Source organism: Streptomyces nidicola (assembly GCF_050106155.1).
GTDB lineage: Bacteria > Actinomycetota > Actinomycetes > Streptomycetales > Streptomycetaceae > Streptomyces.
The window spans coordinates 7,874,111-7,889,149 of sequence record NZ_JBNBPI010000001.1 but is presented as its reverse complement, the minus strand read 5'-3'; the positions used below and the strand labels follow the sequence as shown (position 1 = coordinate 7,889,149).

Annotated in this window: 16 protein-coding genes; 7 read left to right on the top strand and 9 right to left on the bottom strand. The window is 72.7% G+C overall.

What is annotated here, in order from left to right:
* Window positions 1–22 precede the first annotated feature (22 nt).
* The 4 genes from ACOKM3_RS35610 to ACOKM3_RS35595 all read left to right on the top strand — a co-directional run bounded on the left by ACOKM3_RS35610 (window position 23) and on the right by ACOKM3_RS35595 (window position 3,495).
* Window positions 23–700: a uracil-DNA glycosylase gene (locus ACOKM3_RS35610; RefSeq protein WP_327669186.1), complete on the top strand. Its 678-nt coding sequence runs from the start codon at window positions 23–25 to the stop codon at window positions 698–700.
* Window positions 697–1,665, top strand: coding sequence for an N-acetylglucosamine kinase (locus ACOKM3_RS35605; RefSeq protein ID WP_426905357.1), 969 nt, complete (start codon window positions 697–699; stop codon window positions 1,663–1,665). The genes ACOKM3_RS35610 and ACOKM3_RS35605 overlap by 4 nt, the downstream gene beginning before the upstream one ends.
* A 140-nt stretch (window positions 1,666–1,805) precedes the next feature.
* Window positions 1,806–2,741, top strand: a complete 936-nt coding sequence (locus ACOKM3_RS35600) for a sirohydrochlorin chelatase (RefSeq protein WP_426905356.1) — start codon at window positions 1,806–1,808, stop codon at window positions 2,739–2,741.
* A gap of 103 nt (window positions 2,742–2,844) precedes the next feature.
* Window positions 2,845–3,495: a class I SAM-dependent methyltransferase gene (locus ACOKM3_RS35595; protein ID WP_426905355.1), complete on the top strand. Its 651-nt coding sequence runs from the start codon at window positions 2,845–2,847 to the stop codon at window positions 3,493–3,495.
* Here ACOKM3_RS35595 and ACOKM3_RS35590 read toward each other — a convergent pair.
* From ACOKM3_RS35590 to ACOKM3_RS35580, 3 genes are all read right to left on the bottom strand, one after another.
* The gene (locus tag ACOKM3_RS35590) at window positions 3,492–4,532 is read right to left on the bottom strand and encodes a lactonase family protein (protein ID WP_426905354.1); all 1,041 of its coding nucleotides are present in this window, start codon (window positions 4,530–4,532) and stop codon (window positions 3,492–3,494) included. The two genes, ACOKM3_RS35595 and ACOKM3_RS35590, sit on opposite strands and share 4 nt — an antisense overlap.
* A 261-nt stretch (window positions 4,533–4,793) precedes the next feature.
* Window positions 4,794–6,107, bottom strand: coding sequence for a nitric oxide synthase oxygenase (locus ACOKM3_RS35585; protein ID WP_426905353.1), 1,314 nt, complete (start codon window positions 6,105–6,107; stop codon window positions 4,794–4,796).
* 376 nt (window positions 6,108–6,483) lie between these two features.
* The gene (locus ACOKM3_RS35580; protein ID WP_426905352.1) at window positions 6,484–7,974 is read right to left on the bottom strand and encodes an FUSC family protein; all 1,491 of its coding nucleotides are present in this window, start codon (window positions 7,972–7,974) and stop codon (window positions 6,484–6,486) included.
* 462 nt (window positions 7,975–8,436) lie between these two features.
* Between ACOKM3_RS35580 and ACOKM3_RS35575 the strand changes: the two genes are divergently transcribed.
* A complete protein-coding gene (locus ACOKM3_RS35575) occupies window positions 8,437–8,865 on the top strand; it encodes a hypothetical protein (protein ID WP_426905351.1) in 429 nt (142 codons plus the stop codon).
* 172 nt (window positions 8,866–9,037) lie between these two features.
* A complete protein-coding gene (locus ACOKM3_RS35570) occupies window positions 9,038–9,997 on the top strand; it encodes a phosphotriesterase family protein (RefSeq protein WP_426905350.1) in 960 nt (319 codons plus the stop codon).
* A gap of 9 nt (window positions 9,998–10,006) precedes the next feature.
* Here ACOKM3_RS35570 and ACOKM3_RS35565 read toward each other — a convergent pair whose 3' ends face one another.
* The 5 genes from ACOKM3_RS35565 to ACOKM3_RS35545 form a co-directional block, all read right to left on the bottom strand.
* A complete protein-coding gene (locus ACOKM3_RS35565; RefSeq protein ID WP_426906980.1) occupies window positions 10,007–10,288 on the bottom strand; it encodes a hypothetical protein in 282 nt (93 codons plus the stop codon).
* Window positions 10,285–11,019 carry an HNH endonuclease family protein gene (locus tag ACOKM3_RS35560; protein WP_426905349.1) on the bottom strand — a complete coding sequence of 245 codons (735 nt, stop codon included), beginning with the start codon at window positions 11,017–11,019 and terminating at the stop codon, window positions 10,285–10,287. The genes ACOKM3_RS35565 and ACOKM3_RS35560 overlap by 4 nt, the downstream gene beginning before the upstream one ends.
* An 84-nt stretch (window positions 11,020–11,103) precedes the next feature.
* Window positions 11,104–11,685 carry a hydrolase gene (locus ACOKM3_RS35555; RefSeq protein WP_426905348.1) on the bottom strand — a complete coding sequence of 194 codons (582 nt, stop codon included), beginning with the start codon at window positions 11,683–11,685 and terminating at the stop codon, window positions 11,104–11,106.
* 56 nt (window positions 11,686–11,741) lie between these two features.
* Window positions 11,742–13,061 carry an MFS transporter gene (locus tag ACOKM3_RS35550; protein ID WP_426906979.1) on the bottom strand — a complete coding sequence of 440 codons (1,320 nt, stop codon included), beginning with the start codon at window positions 13,059–13,061 and terminating at the stop codon, window positions 11,742–11,744.
* 77 nt (window positions 13,062–13,138) lie between these two features.
* On the bottom strand, window positions 13,139–13,594 hold the full coding sequence (locus tag ACOKM3_RS35545) for a MarR family winged helix-turn-helix transcriptional regulator (protein ID WP_426905347.1): 456 nt from the start codon (window positions 13,592–13,594) through the stop codon (window positions 13,139–13,141).
* Window positions 13,595–13,785: 191 nt separating this feature from the next.
* Between ACOKM3_RS35545 and ACOKM3_RS35540 the strand changes: the two genes are divergently transcribed.
* Window positions 13,786–14,157, top strand: a complete 372-nt coding sequence (locus ACOKM3_RS35540) for a DoxX family protein (RefSeq protein WP_426905346.1) — start codon at window positions 13,786–13,788, stop codon at window positions 14,155–14,157.
* A 40-nt stretch (window positions 14,158–14,197) separates the two neighbouring features.
* Here ACOKM3_RS35540 and ACOKM3_RS35535 read toward each other — a convergent pair whose 3' ends face one another.
* Window positions 14,198–15,010, bottom strand: a complete 813-nt coding sequence (locus ACOKM3_RS35535) for a MerR family transcriptional regulator (protein WP_426905345.1) — start codon at window positions 15,008–15,010, stop codon at window positions 14,198–14,200.
* Between the last annotated feature and the right edge of the window lie 29 nt (window positions 15,011–15,039).

Sequence of the window (15,039 nt, the reverse complement as noted above, 5' to 3'; positions counted from 1 at the left end):
GGGCGGCAGTAGGGTGACGCCCGTGGCACCACGACCTCTGCATGAAATCGTCGAAGCGGGCTGGGCGAAGGCCCTCGAGCCCGTGGCCGGGCAGATCTCCGCGATGGGGGAATTCCTCCGCGCGGAGATCGGCGCCGGGCGCACCTACCTCCCGGCGGGCGCCAACGTGCTGCGCGCCTTCCAGCAGCCGTTCGACGACGTGCGGGTGCTGATCGTCGGGCAGGACCCCTACCCGACACCGGGGCACGCTGTCGGCCTGTCGTTCTCGGTGGCCCCTGACGTACGCCCCCTGCCGCCCAGCCTCATCAACATCTACCGCGAGATGAACGCGGACCTCGGTCTGCCGGAGCCGTCGAACGGGGACCTGACCCCGTGGACGCGGCAGGGCGTGCTGCTCCTCAACAGGGCGCTCACGGTGGCTCCGCGCCGTCCGGCCTCGCACCGCGACAAGGGCTGGGAGCAGGTCACCGAGCAGGCGATCCGCGCCCTCGCCGCACGCGGGACGCCGCTCGTGTCGATCCTGTGGGGCCGTGACGCGCGCAATCTGCGGCCGCTGCTCAGCGACTATCCGGCCGTCGAGTCCTCGCACCCCTCCCCCATGTCGGCGGACCGCGGCTTCTTCGGCTCCCGCCCGTTCAGCCGGGCCAACGACCTTCTCGAACGCCAGGGCTCGCAGCCCGTCGACTGGCGGCTGCCGTGACCGAGCGCCCGGCCGAGTGGGTGCTCGGGGTGGACTCGGGCGGCTCGGGACTCCGGGCCGCGCTCGCGCCCGTCGACGACATCGGACGCGCGCTGACGAACGCTTCGTCCGTACCTGTACGTACGTCGGGCTCCGGCATCGATCCCGGGCACATGGTGGAACAACTCGTGCCGATGGCGCGGGAGTTGCTGGGCCGAGCCGGGGAAGTCGCCGTGTCCGCCGTCGCGTTGGGGGCGGCCGGGATGGCGACGCTCGGCGACGGACTCCGGGCCGAGTTGCCGGGCGCGCTCGCGCGTGAACTGGGCGTCGAGCGGCTCGCGTTGGCCGCCGACGGGGTCACCGCGTACGCGGGAGCGCTCGGGCAGCGGCGCGGTGCGGTCGTCGCCGCGGGCACCGGGATGATCGCGCTCGGTACCGACCTCGCGGGCTGGCGTCGGGCCGACGGGTGGGGGCACCTGCTCGGCGACTGCGGCGGCGGCGCGTGGATCGGGCAAGCCGGGCTCGACGCCGCGATGCGCGCCTTCGACGGTCGGCGCGGTGGCAGCAAGGCGCTGCTCGCGCTCGCCGAGGAACGCTTCGGGCCCGCCATGGAACTGCCGGGCCGCATCTACCCGCGCACCGACCGCCCGGCGGCGCTCGCCGCCTTCGCGCCCGACGTGGCGCGCTGCGCCCTCGACGACCCGGCGGCCGCGGACATCCTGCGCCGGGCCGCCGCCCACATCGCCGAGGCCGCCGCGGCGGTCTGCCCGGCCGACGGCGGTGAGATCGCCCTGACCGGTGGCCTCTTCAAGCTGGGTGAGCCGCTGCTCGGCCCGCTGCACGAGGAGCTGGCCGAGCAGCTTCCGCGGGCCACGGTCGTGCCCGCCACCGGCGACCCTCTGCACGGCTCGCTCGTGATCGCTGCCGCGCTCGCGGCGGACGGGCTCCGGCTGCCGCCGGACCGGCGCCTGCTTCATGTGCCGTAATTCACTTCGAATCTCCCGCACACCCCTCCGGACCAGGACACTTACAGGATTCGTAACTGAAAGGACAATCTCGGACGGAAACCGCTCATGTGCACCCTGACCGAACAGCGAAGCCGGTCGAGCCAGTAGCATGCGGCGCCATGAGCACCCCCACTGGGCCCGCATCCGGCCTGCCCGTACGAATGCCGCGACCCCGACAGCCCGGACGCCACCGTCGTCCGGAACCCGTGGCCGCCCCCGAGGGCGCGCCGTCTCTTGTGCTCGCGGTGCCCGGCACGCCCAGCGCCGCCACGCGCATGCTCGCCGACGAGGTGGTGAGCATCGCCCGGTCCGAGCTGCCCGGTCTGGACGCGCGGGTCGGCTTCGTGGAGGGTGAGCTCACCGACTTCCCGATCTCCGCCGAGTTCCCCTCGCTGGCGTCCGTGCTCGCGCACGCCGCGAAGGAGCGCACCGCCCGCTACGAGCAGGCGCTCGCGGCCGGTGTCGAGGCGCAGGAGCCGGCCGGGCCCGTCGGCGTCGTCGTGCCGCTGCTCGCAGGCCCGGACAACGCCCAGCTGCGGCAGATCCGGCAGGCCATCGCCGACAGCCGGGTCGCCGCGGAGCTGACCGATGTGCTCGGCCCGCACCCGCTGCTCGCGGAGGCCCTGCACGTGCGGCTCTCGGAGGCCGGCCTCGCCCGCGCCGACCGCGCCCGCCTCTTCGCCGTGACCACGGCGGCCGACGGGATCATCCTCGCCTCCATAGGCGGCGAGGAGGCGGTCCAGGCCGCGGGGATCACCGGCATGCTGCTCGCCGCGCGGCTCGCCGTGCCGGTGATGGCGGCGGCGCTCGACGAGGAGGGGGCCGTTGCCGCCACCGCCGAGCAGCTGCGCGGCTCCGGTTCGCAGCAGCTGGCGCTCGCGCCGTACCTCGTCGGCCCCGAGCTGGACCCGTCCGTGCTTGAGGCTGCCGCCAAGGATGCGGGGTGTGCCGTCGCGGAGCCGCTGGGGGCGTATCCGGCGATGGGGAAGCTCGCGCTCGCGAAGTACGCGACGGCGTTGGGGATCACGCCTCAGCCGGTTACCTCCGGCAGCTGAGCGGTTGGGGGTTCGGGGTCCGGGACGGTGTCCCGGACCCCTTTTTTTGTCCTCAATCGCCGGACGGGCTTGATGGGCGATCTTTGGCCGTTACGGTCGGGGGATGACCCTCGATGACGCCTTGGTGACGGAACAGTTGGCCTACTACCGGGCGCGGGCGCCCGAGTACGACCGGCCCTATGCGCAGCGGGCGGACTTGCGGGAGTTGTTGCGCGGCAGCGCGGAGTGGCCCGTCCGCGGGGACGTGCTGGAGCTGGCGTGTGGGACCGGGCAGTGGACCGCCCAGTTCGCGCCGCGGGTCACGTCCGTGACAGCCGTCGACGCGTCGGAGGAAGTGCTCGCGATCGCACGGGAGCGGGTGTCCGCGCCCAACGTCCGGTTCGAGCAGGCCGACCTGTTCGACTGGCGGCCGTCGCGGCGCTACGACACCGTGTTCTTCGGTTTCTGGCTGTCGCACGTGCCGCCGGCCCGGATGCCGGGGTTCTGGAGCTCGGTCGCCGCCTCCCTCGCTCCCGGCGGCAAGGTGGTCTTCGTCGACGACGGCCCGTCCATGGCGGCGGACGAGGAGCTGCTGACGGACGAGTCCGCCCCGGCCGCGGTGCGCGAACTCGACGACGGCAGCCGGTACCGCATCGTGAAGGTCTTCCACGAGGCCGAGGCGCTGACCGGCGACCTGGCCTCCCTCGGCTGGGCGGCGGACGTACGCCCTGCGGCGCGGAACTACCTCGTGGGTGTGGCGGAGCCGGCGGTCTAGCCGAACACCACGCAGGACGCCGCCGGCACCGGCGCGCTGCCGCCCCGCACCGGGACCCCGGACTCCCGGTCGACCGTGAACCACGTGACGTCGCCGGAGCGCTCGTTCGCGGCGTAGAGGAAGCGTCCTGACGGGTCGAGGGCCAGGTCGCGGGGCCAGTTGCCGCCGCAGGGGACGGTTCCGTGCAGCGTCGGCCGCTCGCCGGTCGGGTCGAGGGCGAAGAGGGAGAGCAGATCGGCGCCGCGCGTCGCCGTCCACAGGAAGCGGCCGTCGGGGGCGACGACGAGCGCCGAGGGGTACGCGTCGCCTGCCGGTGCCCCCGTCAGGACCGGGATCTCCGTAAGGGGCTTGAGGGTGCCGTCCTCGGCGTTCCACGCGCAGACCGTCAGCGTGGGGGCGAGTTCGTTGAGGACGTACGCGTAGTCGCCCGACGGGTGGAAGGCCAGGTGGCGGGGGCCCGAGCCCGGGCGCAGGGCCGTCTCCTGGTGCGGCAGGAGGCCGCTTCCTTCGGGGTTCTTCGCGTACGTGCGGACCGAGTCAGTGCCCAGGTCGACCGCGAGGGCCCAGGCGCCGGTGGGGTCCGGCAGGATCTGGTGGGCGTGCGGGGACTGCTGGCGCTGCGGGTGTGGGCCCGAACCGGTGTGGCGGTGCACCTCGGCCGTGCCTTTGGCCGGGATGCCGTCGGCGCGCAACGGGACCGAACTGACGCTGCCGGAACCATAGTTGGCGGTCAGGACGCGCCCGTCCCAGACGGACAGATGCGTGGGGCTCCCGCCGCCCACCGGCACCGGCGGCGCGGCGGGCGTCAGCGGCGCCGAGTCCGTGCGGAACGCGGCCACCGCCCCGTCGGCCGTCTCGCTCACCGCGTACAGCAGCCCGCCGGAGACCGTCAGGTACGAGGGGTCGGGCAGCTCGTCCGTGGCGTCGAGGAGTGTGAGCGAGCCGTCCTTCGGGTCGAGCGCGGCGGTCACGATGCCGCGCCCGCCGGCCGCCGTGAACGATCCGATGTACACCCGCCCTGTCTGACTCCCGGTCACTGCGTCCCCTTTCGGCGTGCGGACCCGGCGCCCGCGCCGCCGACGGTAGCAGCGGGCCAGGGCCTGTCGTTTGGATCAGGCCGGATCAGGGAGCGGGGTAATGGGGCCTCCCCTGCTCGAGCGAAGCCGAGAGCTTGGGGAAGCGTGCGGTCGCAAGGCGGAGGAGGGAGGCGACGCGGAGCGTCGTCGACCGACGACAACGCCGCGAGCGTGCGTGCCGGGCCCCGCGAGCCCGGCCTGATCCAAACAACAGGCCCTAGGTCAGAGCAGGTCCCGCCAGGGCCTCGTGGGGCGTTGCGTGGTCGGTTCCTCGCCGCGGGCGCGGGTGTGGGCGTCGGGGTGGTGGACGTAGGCGGGGGTGGCCGGTTCGTCGTCGTACGTGCGGTGGAAGACCGGGGTCGTCGAGCCGGAGAGCGGCGGGACGATCCAGGACCAGTCGGCGCCGACGGCGCGGCCACGGGACTCCTCGCGGGCGACGTGGGTGAGGAAGCGCCGGGACTCGGTGTGGTGGTCGGCCATGGTGACGCCCGCGCTGTCGAAGGAGTGCAGGACGGAGCGGTTCAGCTCGACGAGGGCGCGGTCCTTCCAGAGGGAGCGGTCGCTGGAGGTGTCGAGGCCGAGGCGGTCGGCGAGGTAGGGCAGCAGGTTGTAGCGGTCGGTGTCGGCGAGGTTGCGGGCGCCGATCTCCGTGCCCATGTACCAGCCGTTGAAGGGCGCCGCGCCGTAGCAGACGCCGCCGATCTCCAGGCACATGTTGGCGAGCGCGGGGACCGCGTGCCAGCGCAGGCCGAGCTCCGACCACCAGTCGAACTCCGGGTGCCGCAAGGGGACTTCGAGGACCGCGTCGGAGGGGAGGTCGAAGCAGCGGGGCGGCCGGCGCGGGTCCGCCTGGACGAGCAGCGGCAGTACGTCGAAGGGGCTGCCGTCGCCGCCGCGCCAGCCGAGGCGGCGGGCGTAGGCCGTAAGCCCGGTGCCGCGCGGGTCCCCGACCACATGGCCGTCGCGCTGGACGTAGCCGGCGTAGCGGATGAGCTGTTCGTTCCAGATCCGGGGTCCTGAGTGGTCCGGCCGGTCGGGGGCGAAGACCGTGATGAGCGGGCGGATGCGGCCGCCGGGGGCCGCCTCGCGCAGATGGTCGGCGCAGGCCTCGGCGATCTCCTCGGCGGTTGTGAGGTGCCGCAGGTCGCGTACGCGCAGGGACTGCCAGTAGAGGCGGCCTATGCAGCGGTTGGCGTTGCGCCAGGCGACACGGGCGCCGAAGACGAGTTCCTCAGGAGTGTGCGTGTACGTGCCCGTGGCCGCGAGCTCCGCGTCGACCTCGGCGAGGCGGCCGGCCGGGTCGCCGAGCTCCTGCTCCGCGTGGTGCTGGCGGACGAACGCGGCGGCTGCGTGCGCGACTTCGCCGGTGCCGCGCGGGGTGGCGGTGGCGGGCTTCGGGCGGGCGCCATCGGCCGTGACCGGGCAGCGGTCGTGGCGGGACGGTTCGGGGGCGCGGGCGCCGGCGCGCCGGTTCGGGGCGAGGGCCAGCCAGCCCGCGGCGTCCGCCGGGTCCGTCGCGTTCGTCCCGTCCTCCACGACTCGTGTTCCGTTCCGGCGCAGGTTGCTACGCATGGTGCACCCCCAGCGGCTCGTCATCGGCGCGCGGCCCGCTCCCGCACGGGCGTGCGCCCTGGATTCGATGGCGCGGGGTCTACCCTTCGGGCGAACTGATCCACCCTGTATGTGCCCCGGACACGTGCCTCAAACAGCGCCGTGGTGTCCACGCCGCTGCGAGACAACCACAAGCCGGGGCCGGTCGGCGTCCGGTTACGGACGCGCGGGGAGCGCATGGAATTGCGCGACGGGCGCGCGCGGTCGACTGCGCGCCCTGCGTCATCAGCCGCCCACCTTCGCCCCGCCGTCCGGCGAGAGGCAGCGGAGCCCCGCGGGAGCTCCCCCGTCCCGCCGCGAGCTACGCCTCCCGCGCCCCGCGCAGCGGCACCGCCAGCTCCACCAGCGCACGCTCCAGCGCGTGCAGATGGGCCAGGACCGGATGCTCCGCCTCCGCGACCTGCGGCACCGCGACCGCCGCGCGGGCGTACGGCGCGGGCGCCGTGAGCGCCTCGACCGCCGCCTCCACCCGCTGGCACGCCGCCGCGAGCCGCGCGTCGTGGGAGGCCTCCGGGTCCGAGGCGACGGACGCGAGCCCCCGCACCTCACGCGCACAGTCGTCGAGCAGAGCCAGCACCTGCCGGGCCCGCCCCTTCCTGGCCTTCGCGGGGCTCAGCGGATGCACGAGCGGCGACAACGACAGACGGACCCGCCCGAGGATGTGCTCCAGTTCCGCGACGCGCGGCGCCGGATCTGCGCTCTCGGCGCCACCCAGCCGCGCCGCCGCCTCGGCCGTGCACGCGTGCACACACCGCAGCGCCCGCTCGACCCATGCCTCGGTGACGGAGTGCGTGGTCACGGGCAGCAGGAGCAGCACCGCGAGCGCGGCGCCGAGCGAACCGACCGCCGTCTCCCCCACCCGGAGGGCAAGCAGCGCCGGGTCGAGCACGCCGAGGAGTCCGTACAGCATGCTCGCCATCACGGTTACCGCGAGCATCATCCAGGTGTACGAGACGTGCGCGGTGTAGAAGATCCCGAAGACGCTGACCGCGACGATGACGGCGGCGGCCACCGCGTGGTCGTGCAGCGGGACGGCGACCAGGAATCCGAGCACGATACCGAGCACCGTTCCGAGGAACCGCCTGAAGCCCCGCACCACCGTCTCCCCGCGCGACGTCGTCGCCACGAACACCCACCACGTCGCGCCCACGGCCCAGTACCACCGCTGGTCCGAGAGCAGCTGCCCGATGCCGAGCGCGAATCCCGCCCCCACGGTCGCCTGCACGGCCTGCCGCGTCGTGATCCGCGCGAGCCCAGTGCCCCCGGTCGGCGCGGGCACGCCGACGGGCGCCGGGAGCCGCCGCTCGTAGCACCACACCCCGAACCGGACGACCGCCGCCGCGCCGAGCGACAGCAGCACGGCGACGTACAGCTCGGGCAGCTGCCGCGGCACGGTGTGCAGGAACTGGGCGGCGAAGAAGGTCATGAACGCGAAGACGCCGAGCGAGTGCCCGCGCGGCCCCCACCGCCGCGCGTACACGCCCGCTCCCACGACGGCGAGGAAGGCGAGATCGCGGGCGAGGGGGATGTCGTGCAGGGCCGCGGCGAGCGCGAGCACCGGCAGCCCGACGGCCGGCAGCAGCGCCGTCGTGACGGCCTGCCCGCGCACCCTCGCGTCGGTCACCGTGAACAGCGCGAGCAGCGCGGCGAGGCCGCCCGTGATCGCGCCGGTCAGCGACTGCCCGACCGCGCCGCACAGGGCGACGGCGAGTCCGATCCCCAGTACGGCCCGCGTCGCGAACCGCAGCCGTATCCGTCCCGGATCCGCCGCAACGAACGCCCTCTTCAGCAACGTACCCCGCCCCTTCCGTACCGCGTCCGTCCCCTGACATGGAAAAGGCGCCGCGGAGACCCTCCCGGGGTCCGCAGCGCCATCGACAGGCCCATCTCAGCACCTGGGGGGCCTGTGGTTCAACAGCGCCCGGATTCGCTGGGCCATTGGCCCAGTCGCCGACGCACGCGCCGTCGCACCACCGGACCATCTGTCCAGCCCGGCCACCGACGTCACTTCCTCCCGACAGAAAGCCCGTGATGCGCGGTGTCTGTGAAGTGACGGTGAAGCGGGTTTCGGCTGCTCGGGACGGGCAACATGCCGCCCGTGACTCACCCAAGCGACGGCATTCCGAACAATGCCCCATACGGTTCCAGCCCGAACAGGCCTCCCTATAGGGGCCCTTATCCCGCTCAAGGCGGAGACACCGCCCCGATACACGGCGGCCCTGGCGCCCCGTACGACGGTGGTCCCCGCGCCCCGATGCACGGTGGCCAGCGCCCCGCGTACGACGGTCCCCCGCCGCCCGCCTACCGCCAGGACCCCGACGTGCCGTACGAGCCCGTCCCCCACACCGGCTACGGCCAGAACTCCGGGTTCACCCCGTCCGGCCGCCCGGTCCGCAACCGCAGTGGCCGTGGCGCGGACCGCTTCGCCCTGATCGTGCACACGCTGGCCGACATCGCCGCGGTCTTCCTCGGCCTCTGGATCCTGCTGTACCTGCTCGACGCGAACCAGTCGAACGTGTTCGTCGACTTCGTGCACGGCATGGCCGACTGGCTCTCCGGCTGGTCGCAGGACATCTTCACCATGGACACCGAGGGACTGCGCGTCTTCTTCAACAACGCACTGCCCGCGGTGATCTATCTCGTGGTGGGCCACGGCGCGGCCGCCTGGATCCGCCGCCTGTGAGTCGCTCGTCGGCCGGACTTCGGGGCGGCCCCCAACGCCCTGGAGACTCCGCCGACGGGCCCTCTTTCGATCACCCCCGTCGCACACCTTGACGCCCGCGGGCACCCGGCGGGACGCTCGGCTCACCTTGAATCCGACGTCAACTCCGACGTCCACATCGAGAGGTGCGCCGATGACGCAGGTCTGGACGGTCCGAGGTCCGATCGACTCCAGCGAACTCGGGAACGTACTCGTCCATGAACACGTCGTCATCGTCGGCGAGGAGTTCCGGCGGAACTACGCGGAGTGGGACGAGCAGGCCGTCGTCGACGACGCCGTCGCCCAGCTGAACGAGCTCAAGGGACTCGGCATCGACACGATCCTCGATCCGACCGTCCTCGGTCTCGGGCGCTACATCCCCCGCATCCAGAAGATCGCCGCGCGCACGGACCTCAACATCGTCCCCGCGACCGGTCTCTACACGTACAACGATCTGCCGTTCCAGTTCCACTACAACGGTCCCGGCACCCTGTTCGGCGGCCCCGATCCGCTCATCGACCTGTTCGTGAAGGATCTGACCGAGGGCATCGCGGACACCGGTGTGCGCGCCGCGTTCCTCAAGTGCGCCATCGAGGAACAGGGCCTCACCCCCGGCGTCGAACGGGCCATGCGGGCGGTCGGTCAGGCGTCCGTACGCACCGGGGCGCCGATCACCGTGCACACCCACCCGGCATCGGAGTCGGGGCTCGTCGCGCAGCGCGTGCTCGCCGAGGAGGGCGTCGACCTCTCCCGCGTCGTCATCGGCCACTCCGGGGACACCGCCGACCTCGACTATCTGATGCGGCTCGCCGACGCCGGCTCGTACCTCGGCATGGACCGGTTCGGGCTCGACACACCACTGACCACCGAGCAGCGCGTCGACACCATCGCGGAGCTGGTGCGCCGCGGCTACACCGACCGGATCACGATCTCGCACGACGCCGCGTGCGTCATCGACTGGTTCGGCGACATCGACCGCGCCGAGGTCGCCCCGCACTGGAACTACCGGCACATCAGCGAGGACGTACTGCCCGCCCTCGCCGACAAGGGTGTGTCCAAGGACGACATCGACACGATCCTGCGGGCGAACCCGCGGCGCCACTTCGAAGGCTGACGTCAACCTTCAGGGGCTGACCGCGCCTCCCCCTTGCTCCACGCGGCGCAGCACCTCGGCGTGCAGGGCTTCCAGGCCCTCGGGCGGCACCGTCGTGGGGCTGCCGGTGAGGGTGTACCACTCGTCGGCGCCGGTGTACTGGACGGCGATCCGGGCCCGGCCCCCGGCCTCCGGGACGGTGGCGACGGTGAGGTCTCCGGTGACCACGCCGACCTCGTCGGTCATGGCGCCGCCGGGGCCCGCGTGCACATCGCCGGTGAGGGCCTCGGCCTTCTTCTCGCCCCCGCTCATGCGGAACACGTGCCCAGCATCGTGGTCAGCTCGGCCTTCTCGGCGTCGGTGACCGTCAGTTCGTACGTCGACTTCACCGACACCCAGGAACGGGCGTACGTGCACCAGTAGTCCTTGGCGTCCGGCTGCCACTCGTCGGGCCCCTGGTCACCCTTGGAGCGGTTCGAGTGGGCGGACACCGACAGGAGTTGGGGGTGCTTCAGGTCGTTGGCGAACGTCTTGCGCTGCTCCTGCGTCCACTCGTCGGCGCCGGAGCGCCAGGCGTTGGCGAGCGGGACGGTGTGGTCGATGTCGAGGTCCCCGGAGTCCGTGAACTTCTCGCCGTCGTAGACGCTGACCCAGTTCCCGGAGACCGCGCGGCACTCGTCGTCCGTCTTCACGTCCTTGCCGTCGCGCTTGAGGACCGCTTCGCGGGTGGTGCAGTTGTCGCCCTGCTCCTCCCAGTGCGGGAACTTTTCGCGGCTGTAGCCGGACATGGAGCCGTGGGGCGCCACCTTCAGTTCGGCCAGTTCGGTGCGGGCCTCGCCCGCGCTCGGCACGCCGGGGAGGGTGCCCTCCTGCGCGGGGGCTCCGGTGGTCGCGCTCGCCGAGGTCGAGGGTTCGGCGCCCTGCGCCGGGTCGTCGGACCCACCGCCCACACCCTGACACCCCGCGAGCAACAGCACCGTGAGCGCCGCCGGCACCGCCGACCTGCCCAACCGCCCGAACCGCGTACGTTCCTGAAACCCCATGCCCCGCAACTGCCTTCCGTCGACCGCTTCGTACACCTCGAAGCGTACGGTGCGGCCGACGGAGTGTCAGGGACCGGACATGGCTCAGTGAGTCGAGGCCAGCAGCTTCAGCACCTCGTCCGTCGTGCCGGTCTCCCCCAGGCGCGGGAAGATCCGCTCGACGCTGCCGCGGTGCGCCTCCGGGTCGAGGTCGGTCATGGCGTCGGTGGCGAGGGTGACGTGGTAGCCGTGCTCGTGGGCGGCGCGGGCCGTGGACTCCACGCCGATGCTGGTGGCGACTCCGGTCAGGACGACCTGGGTGATGCCGCGGCGGCGCAGGTGCAGGTCGAGGTCGGTGCCGTAGAACGCCGACCAGTTCCGCTTGGTGACGGTGATGTCCTCCGGGTGCCCGGCGAGCGCGTCGGTGATCTCGTCCCAGCCCTCGGGCATGGCACGGCCGCTGCTGGGCGTCTCGGTGCGGCCGGGCGTCGCGTCGGAGCCGTCGGCGGAGAAGGTGACCCGGACCAGGACCACAGGGAGCCCCGCCCCGCGGAACGCGTCCGCGAGGCGCGCGCTGCGGTCGACGACGTCGGACACGGCGTACGGGGCGCCGGACACGCCCATGAGGCCCTTCTGGAGGTCGACGACGACGAGGGCGGTCTTGGGGTCGAGCGTGGTGAGGGACACGTGAACTTCCTTAGGGGCGAGCAGTGTTGAACAGTCTTGACGGGTGAGTGGTGGCGTCAGTCCCGGCCGACCCGGCGCAGCGCCCGGTCGGCCGCGGTCACCAGGAGCAGCAGCACGGAGACGACGACGAGCATCCAGGCCAGGTCGTGCAGCCCGGCCGTGTCGGCGCCGGCCTTGAAGAACGCGGCGTTCCCTGCGGAGGCGAGCAGCGCGCCGAGGTAGGTGAACGTGCGCAGCAGTCCGGCGGACGCGCCGGTGCGCTCCGGGTCGGCCTGGGCGTAGAGGGCGTTCTGGTTGGCGAGGCCGATGAGGCCCTGCGGGATACCGAAGATCGCACCGATGACGACGAGGAGCCAGATCGGGCTGTCGGAGTTCAGCCCCAACAGGGCGGCCACTCCGACGAGTTGGGCGACACCGCCGACGTACAGCTTGCCGCGCACCTGCGGGCGGCGCCCGGTGAGGACGGTGACACCGATGGCCATCAGGGACATCGGGAGCAGCAGGAGTCCTGCCTGTTCGGGGCCCAGGCCGCGGCCGTCCTGGAGCCACTGGCTGTAGCCGTACAGGAACGCGTACGACGTGGTGTACGCGAGGAGTTGGCGCGCGTACGTGGCGAGCAGCGGGGTGTTGCCGCTCAGTACGCGCAGGTCGATGAAGGGGTCCGCGGAGGCCAGTTCCCTGCGGGCGAAGACCGCGCCCGCGACCGCGCCGATCACCGGCAGGTACCAGTGCGCGACCCCCGGCGACGTGAGGAACAGCATGAACGCGGTGAGCGAGCCGGCGAACAGGAGCATGCCGGGCACGTCCGCGGAGGTGGTGGCGTCGGCTTCGCGGCCCGCCCTGACGTGCTTCGGCAGCCGCAGCGCGCCGAGCACGAGACAGGCGAGCGACAGCGGCACGTTGATCGCGAAGATCAGGTGCCAGCCGCCTAGGCCGATCAGTACGCCGCCGAGGGTCGGGCCGATGACGGCGATGACCTGGTTGGACACCGACAGCGCGGCGAGGATGCCACTGGGGCTCTTCATTCCGGTGCGCTCGGACTCGGTGCGCAGCAGATACATGGAGGCCGGGTACGCGGCGGAGGTGCCGAAGCCGAGCAGCACCCGGGAGACGATCAGCACCCAGAAGCTCGGGGCGAGCACGCCGAGCAGGCCCGCGACACCGACGAGCGCGGTGCCGAGCAGATAGAGCCTGCGCGGCCCGAACGCGTCGACGAGCCGGCCGATCACGGGCTGCCCGACGGCCGTGGCGAGGTAGAGCGCGGAGACGAGCCAGGCCGTCTGAGACGGCGGGACGCCGAAGGCGTGGCCGATCGGGACGAGCGCCACGGCGAGCATCGAGGAGTTGATCGGGTTCAGGATCGACCCGAACATCATCGGCGCGACGAGGCGCCGGTCGAACCCGTCGCCCGCGCCCCGCTTCCGCCCGCTCCGGACGCGCTCGACTATGCCGCTCACGCCTGCGTCACCTCGTCGAGCAGCGCCATCGCCGTGATCACGGCGCGCAGCTGCTCCTCGCTGCCGCGCTCGACGAACTGCCCGGCGAGCCATGCCTGACGGGCCCGGCGCACACCTTGACGGCGCTCGCGCCCCGCCTCGGTGAGCGCGACCAGGCGACGGCGCCCGTCCTCGGGGTCCGCGTGGCGCTCGACGAGACCGCGCTCCTCCAGGGCGATGGCGTGCTTGGCCATGGACTGCGGCCGCACGTACTCGATCGCCGCGAGGTCGCTGGCGGTCGAGGGCCCGTACTTGTCGAGCCGGGAGAGCACGGACGCCTGGGCGGGCGAGAGCTCACCCTCGGGGTCCACGTCGAGCGCCATCAGCTTGCGGCGGAGCCGGCCGATGATCACCCACACCTCGTCGGTGGCCCGGGCCGCGAGCTCCTCGATCGGCGCGCTGTCGTCGTTCATGCCTCCACGGTAGGTCGGCAGCCCAGGCTGTGCAACTTGGGCTGCACAGTTTCTCTGTCGAGTACGAGTGGGTGGTGCCGGTGTCCGGCGTCCCGCACTCTCGACGCCGTTGGTTACCAGTGAGTAAGATCTTGCGGGCCGCGCCACCCCACTGCGCTACCCGTTCGTCCGCCCGCCGCCAGGAGGCTCCTTTGCGTCGCGCCCGTTCCTCCGACCTCCTCGCCGGCCTGCTGGCCGGGGCCGGAGTCGCCCACTTCCTGGTCCCGAAGCAGTTCGACGCCATCGTGCCGCGCCGGCTCCCCGGCTCCCCGCGCTTGTGGACGCAGGCCAGCGGGGTGGTGGAGCTGGCGCTCGCGGCCGGCATCGCCGTCCCGCGCACCCGGGCCCGCTCCGCCACCGCGGCCGCCGCGTTCTTCGTCGCCGTCGTGCCCGCCAACATCAAGATGGCGGCCGACTGGAAGGACCGCCCCGCGCCGCTGCGCCGCGCCGTCCAGGCACGGGTTCCGCTGCAGATCCCGCTGGTGCTGTGGGCACGCAAGGTGGCGCGCGACGCGACGCGCTGAACGTGGTGGGCGCGGGACGGTCCGGGGTGGCGGACTCGGCTCAGGCCAGCGGCTCCTGCAGCTCCGTCACCCACTCCTCCCGGTCCTCCGGGCACTCCAGGCTGATCTCCCTCGGATAGCCGGCCGACCGGTGCCCGTGGGCGTCGATCCAGCGGGCCAGGGTCTGGACCGTCGGCAGGACCGCGTCCATGGAGCCGCGGTGCACGATCGTCGCGGCACGTTCGACGGGCGGCACGTCGAGGATGCGCAGCCCGCCGTCCTCGCGCGGCGCGGCGGACACCTCGACGCCCGCGTGGACGAGGATGCCGCCGCCGGGCGCGTCCTCGTAGCGGGCGATGCCGGGCCCGGTGGGACGGATGCCGGCCGCGTCGAGGCGCTGGAACAGCTCCCCGTACAGCGGCTGGATCACCGGGCTGATGGAGCCGGGCTCGAAGTCGGGGGCCACGGCGGTCAGTTCGGCCACGCGGACAAGTGGCAGGGGCTTGATGACGACGTCGTCGGTGGGCATGAATCCCTCGCTCTCGATGGATCGGAGCCGCGCCTCGACGCCGGTCAGCCGGGCCGCCGCCGCGGCCATCTCCGCCTCCAGGTCCGCGCGCCGCATCCGCAGCATGGCGCGCAGCTGACCGGAGTCGATCTTCTCGTCCAGCAGCTCCCCGACCTGTTCCAGCGTGAAGCCGAGGTCCTTGAGCGCGATCACGCGGTTGAGCCGTGCGAGCTGGGCGGCGGTGTAGTGGCGGTAGCCCGTGGCCGGGTCGACGTGGGCAGGGCGCAGCAGTCCCGTCGCGTCGTAGTGACGCAACATGCGGACCGACACACGCCCGTGCCGGGCGAACTCTCCGATGGTGAACATGATGTCTCCCAGTCCACGGGCTCACACGG

Coding starts and splice junctions, on each gene's coding strand:
- ACOKM3_RS35535 (WP_426905345.1), bottom strand. CDS start 15,010: ATGTTCACCATCGGAGAGTTCGCCCGGCACGGGCGTGTGTCGGTCCGC.
- ACOKM3_RS35570 (WP_426905350.1), top strand. CDS start 9,038: ATGACGCAGGTCTGGACGGTCCGAGGTCCGATCGACTCCAGCGAACTC.
- ACOKM3_RS35560 (WP_426905349.1), bottom strand. CDS start 11,019: ATGGGGTTTCAGGAACGTACGCGGTTCGGGCGGTTGGGCAGGTCGGCG.
- ACOKM3_RS35565 (WP_426906980.1), bottom strand. CDS start 10,288: ATGAGCGGGGGCGAGAAGAAGGCCGAGGCCCTCACCGGCGATGTGCAC.
- ACOKM3_RS35575 (WP_426905351.1), top strand. CDS start 8,437: ATGCACGGTGGCCAGCGCCCCGCGTACGACGGTCCCCCGCCGCCCGCC.
- ACOKM3_RS35545 (WP_426905347.1), bottom strand. CDS start 13,594: ATGAACGACGACAGCGCGCCGATCGAGGAGCTCGCGGCCCGGGCCACC.
- ACOKM3_RS35550 (WP_426906979.1), bottom strand. CDS start 13,061: ATGATGTTCGGGTCGATCCTGAACCCGATCAACTCCTCGATGCTCGCC.
- ACOKM3_RS35600 (WP_426905356.1), top strand. CDS start 1,806: ATGAGCACCCCCACTGGGCCCGCATCCGGCCTGCCCGTACGAATGCCG.
- ACOKM3_RS35595 (WP_426905355.1), top strand. CDS start 2,845: ATGACCCTCGATGACGCCTTGGTGACGGAACAGTTGGCCTACTACCGG.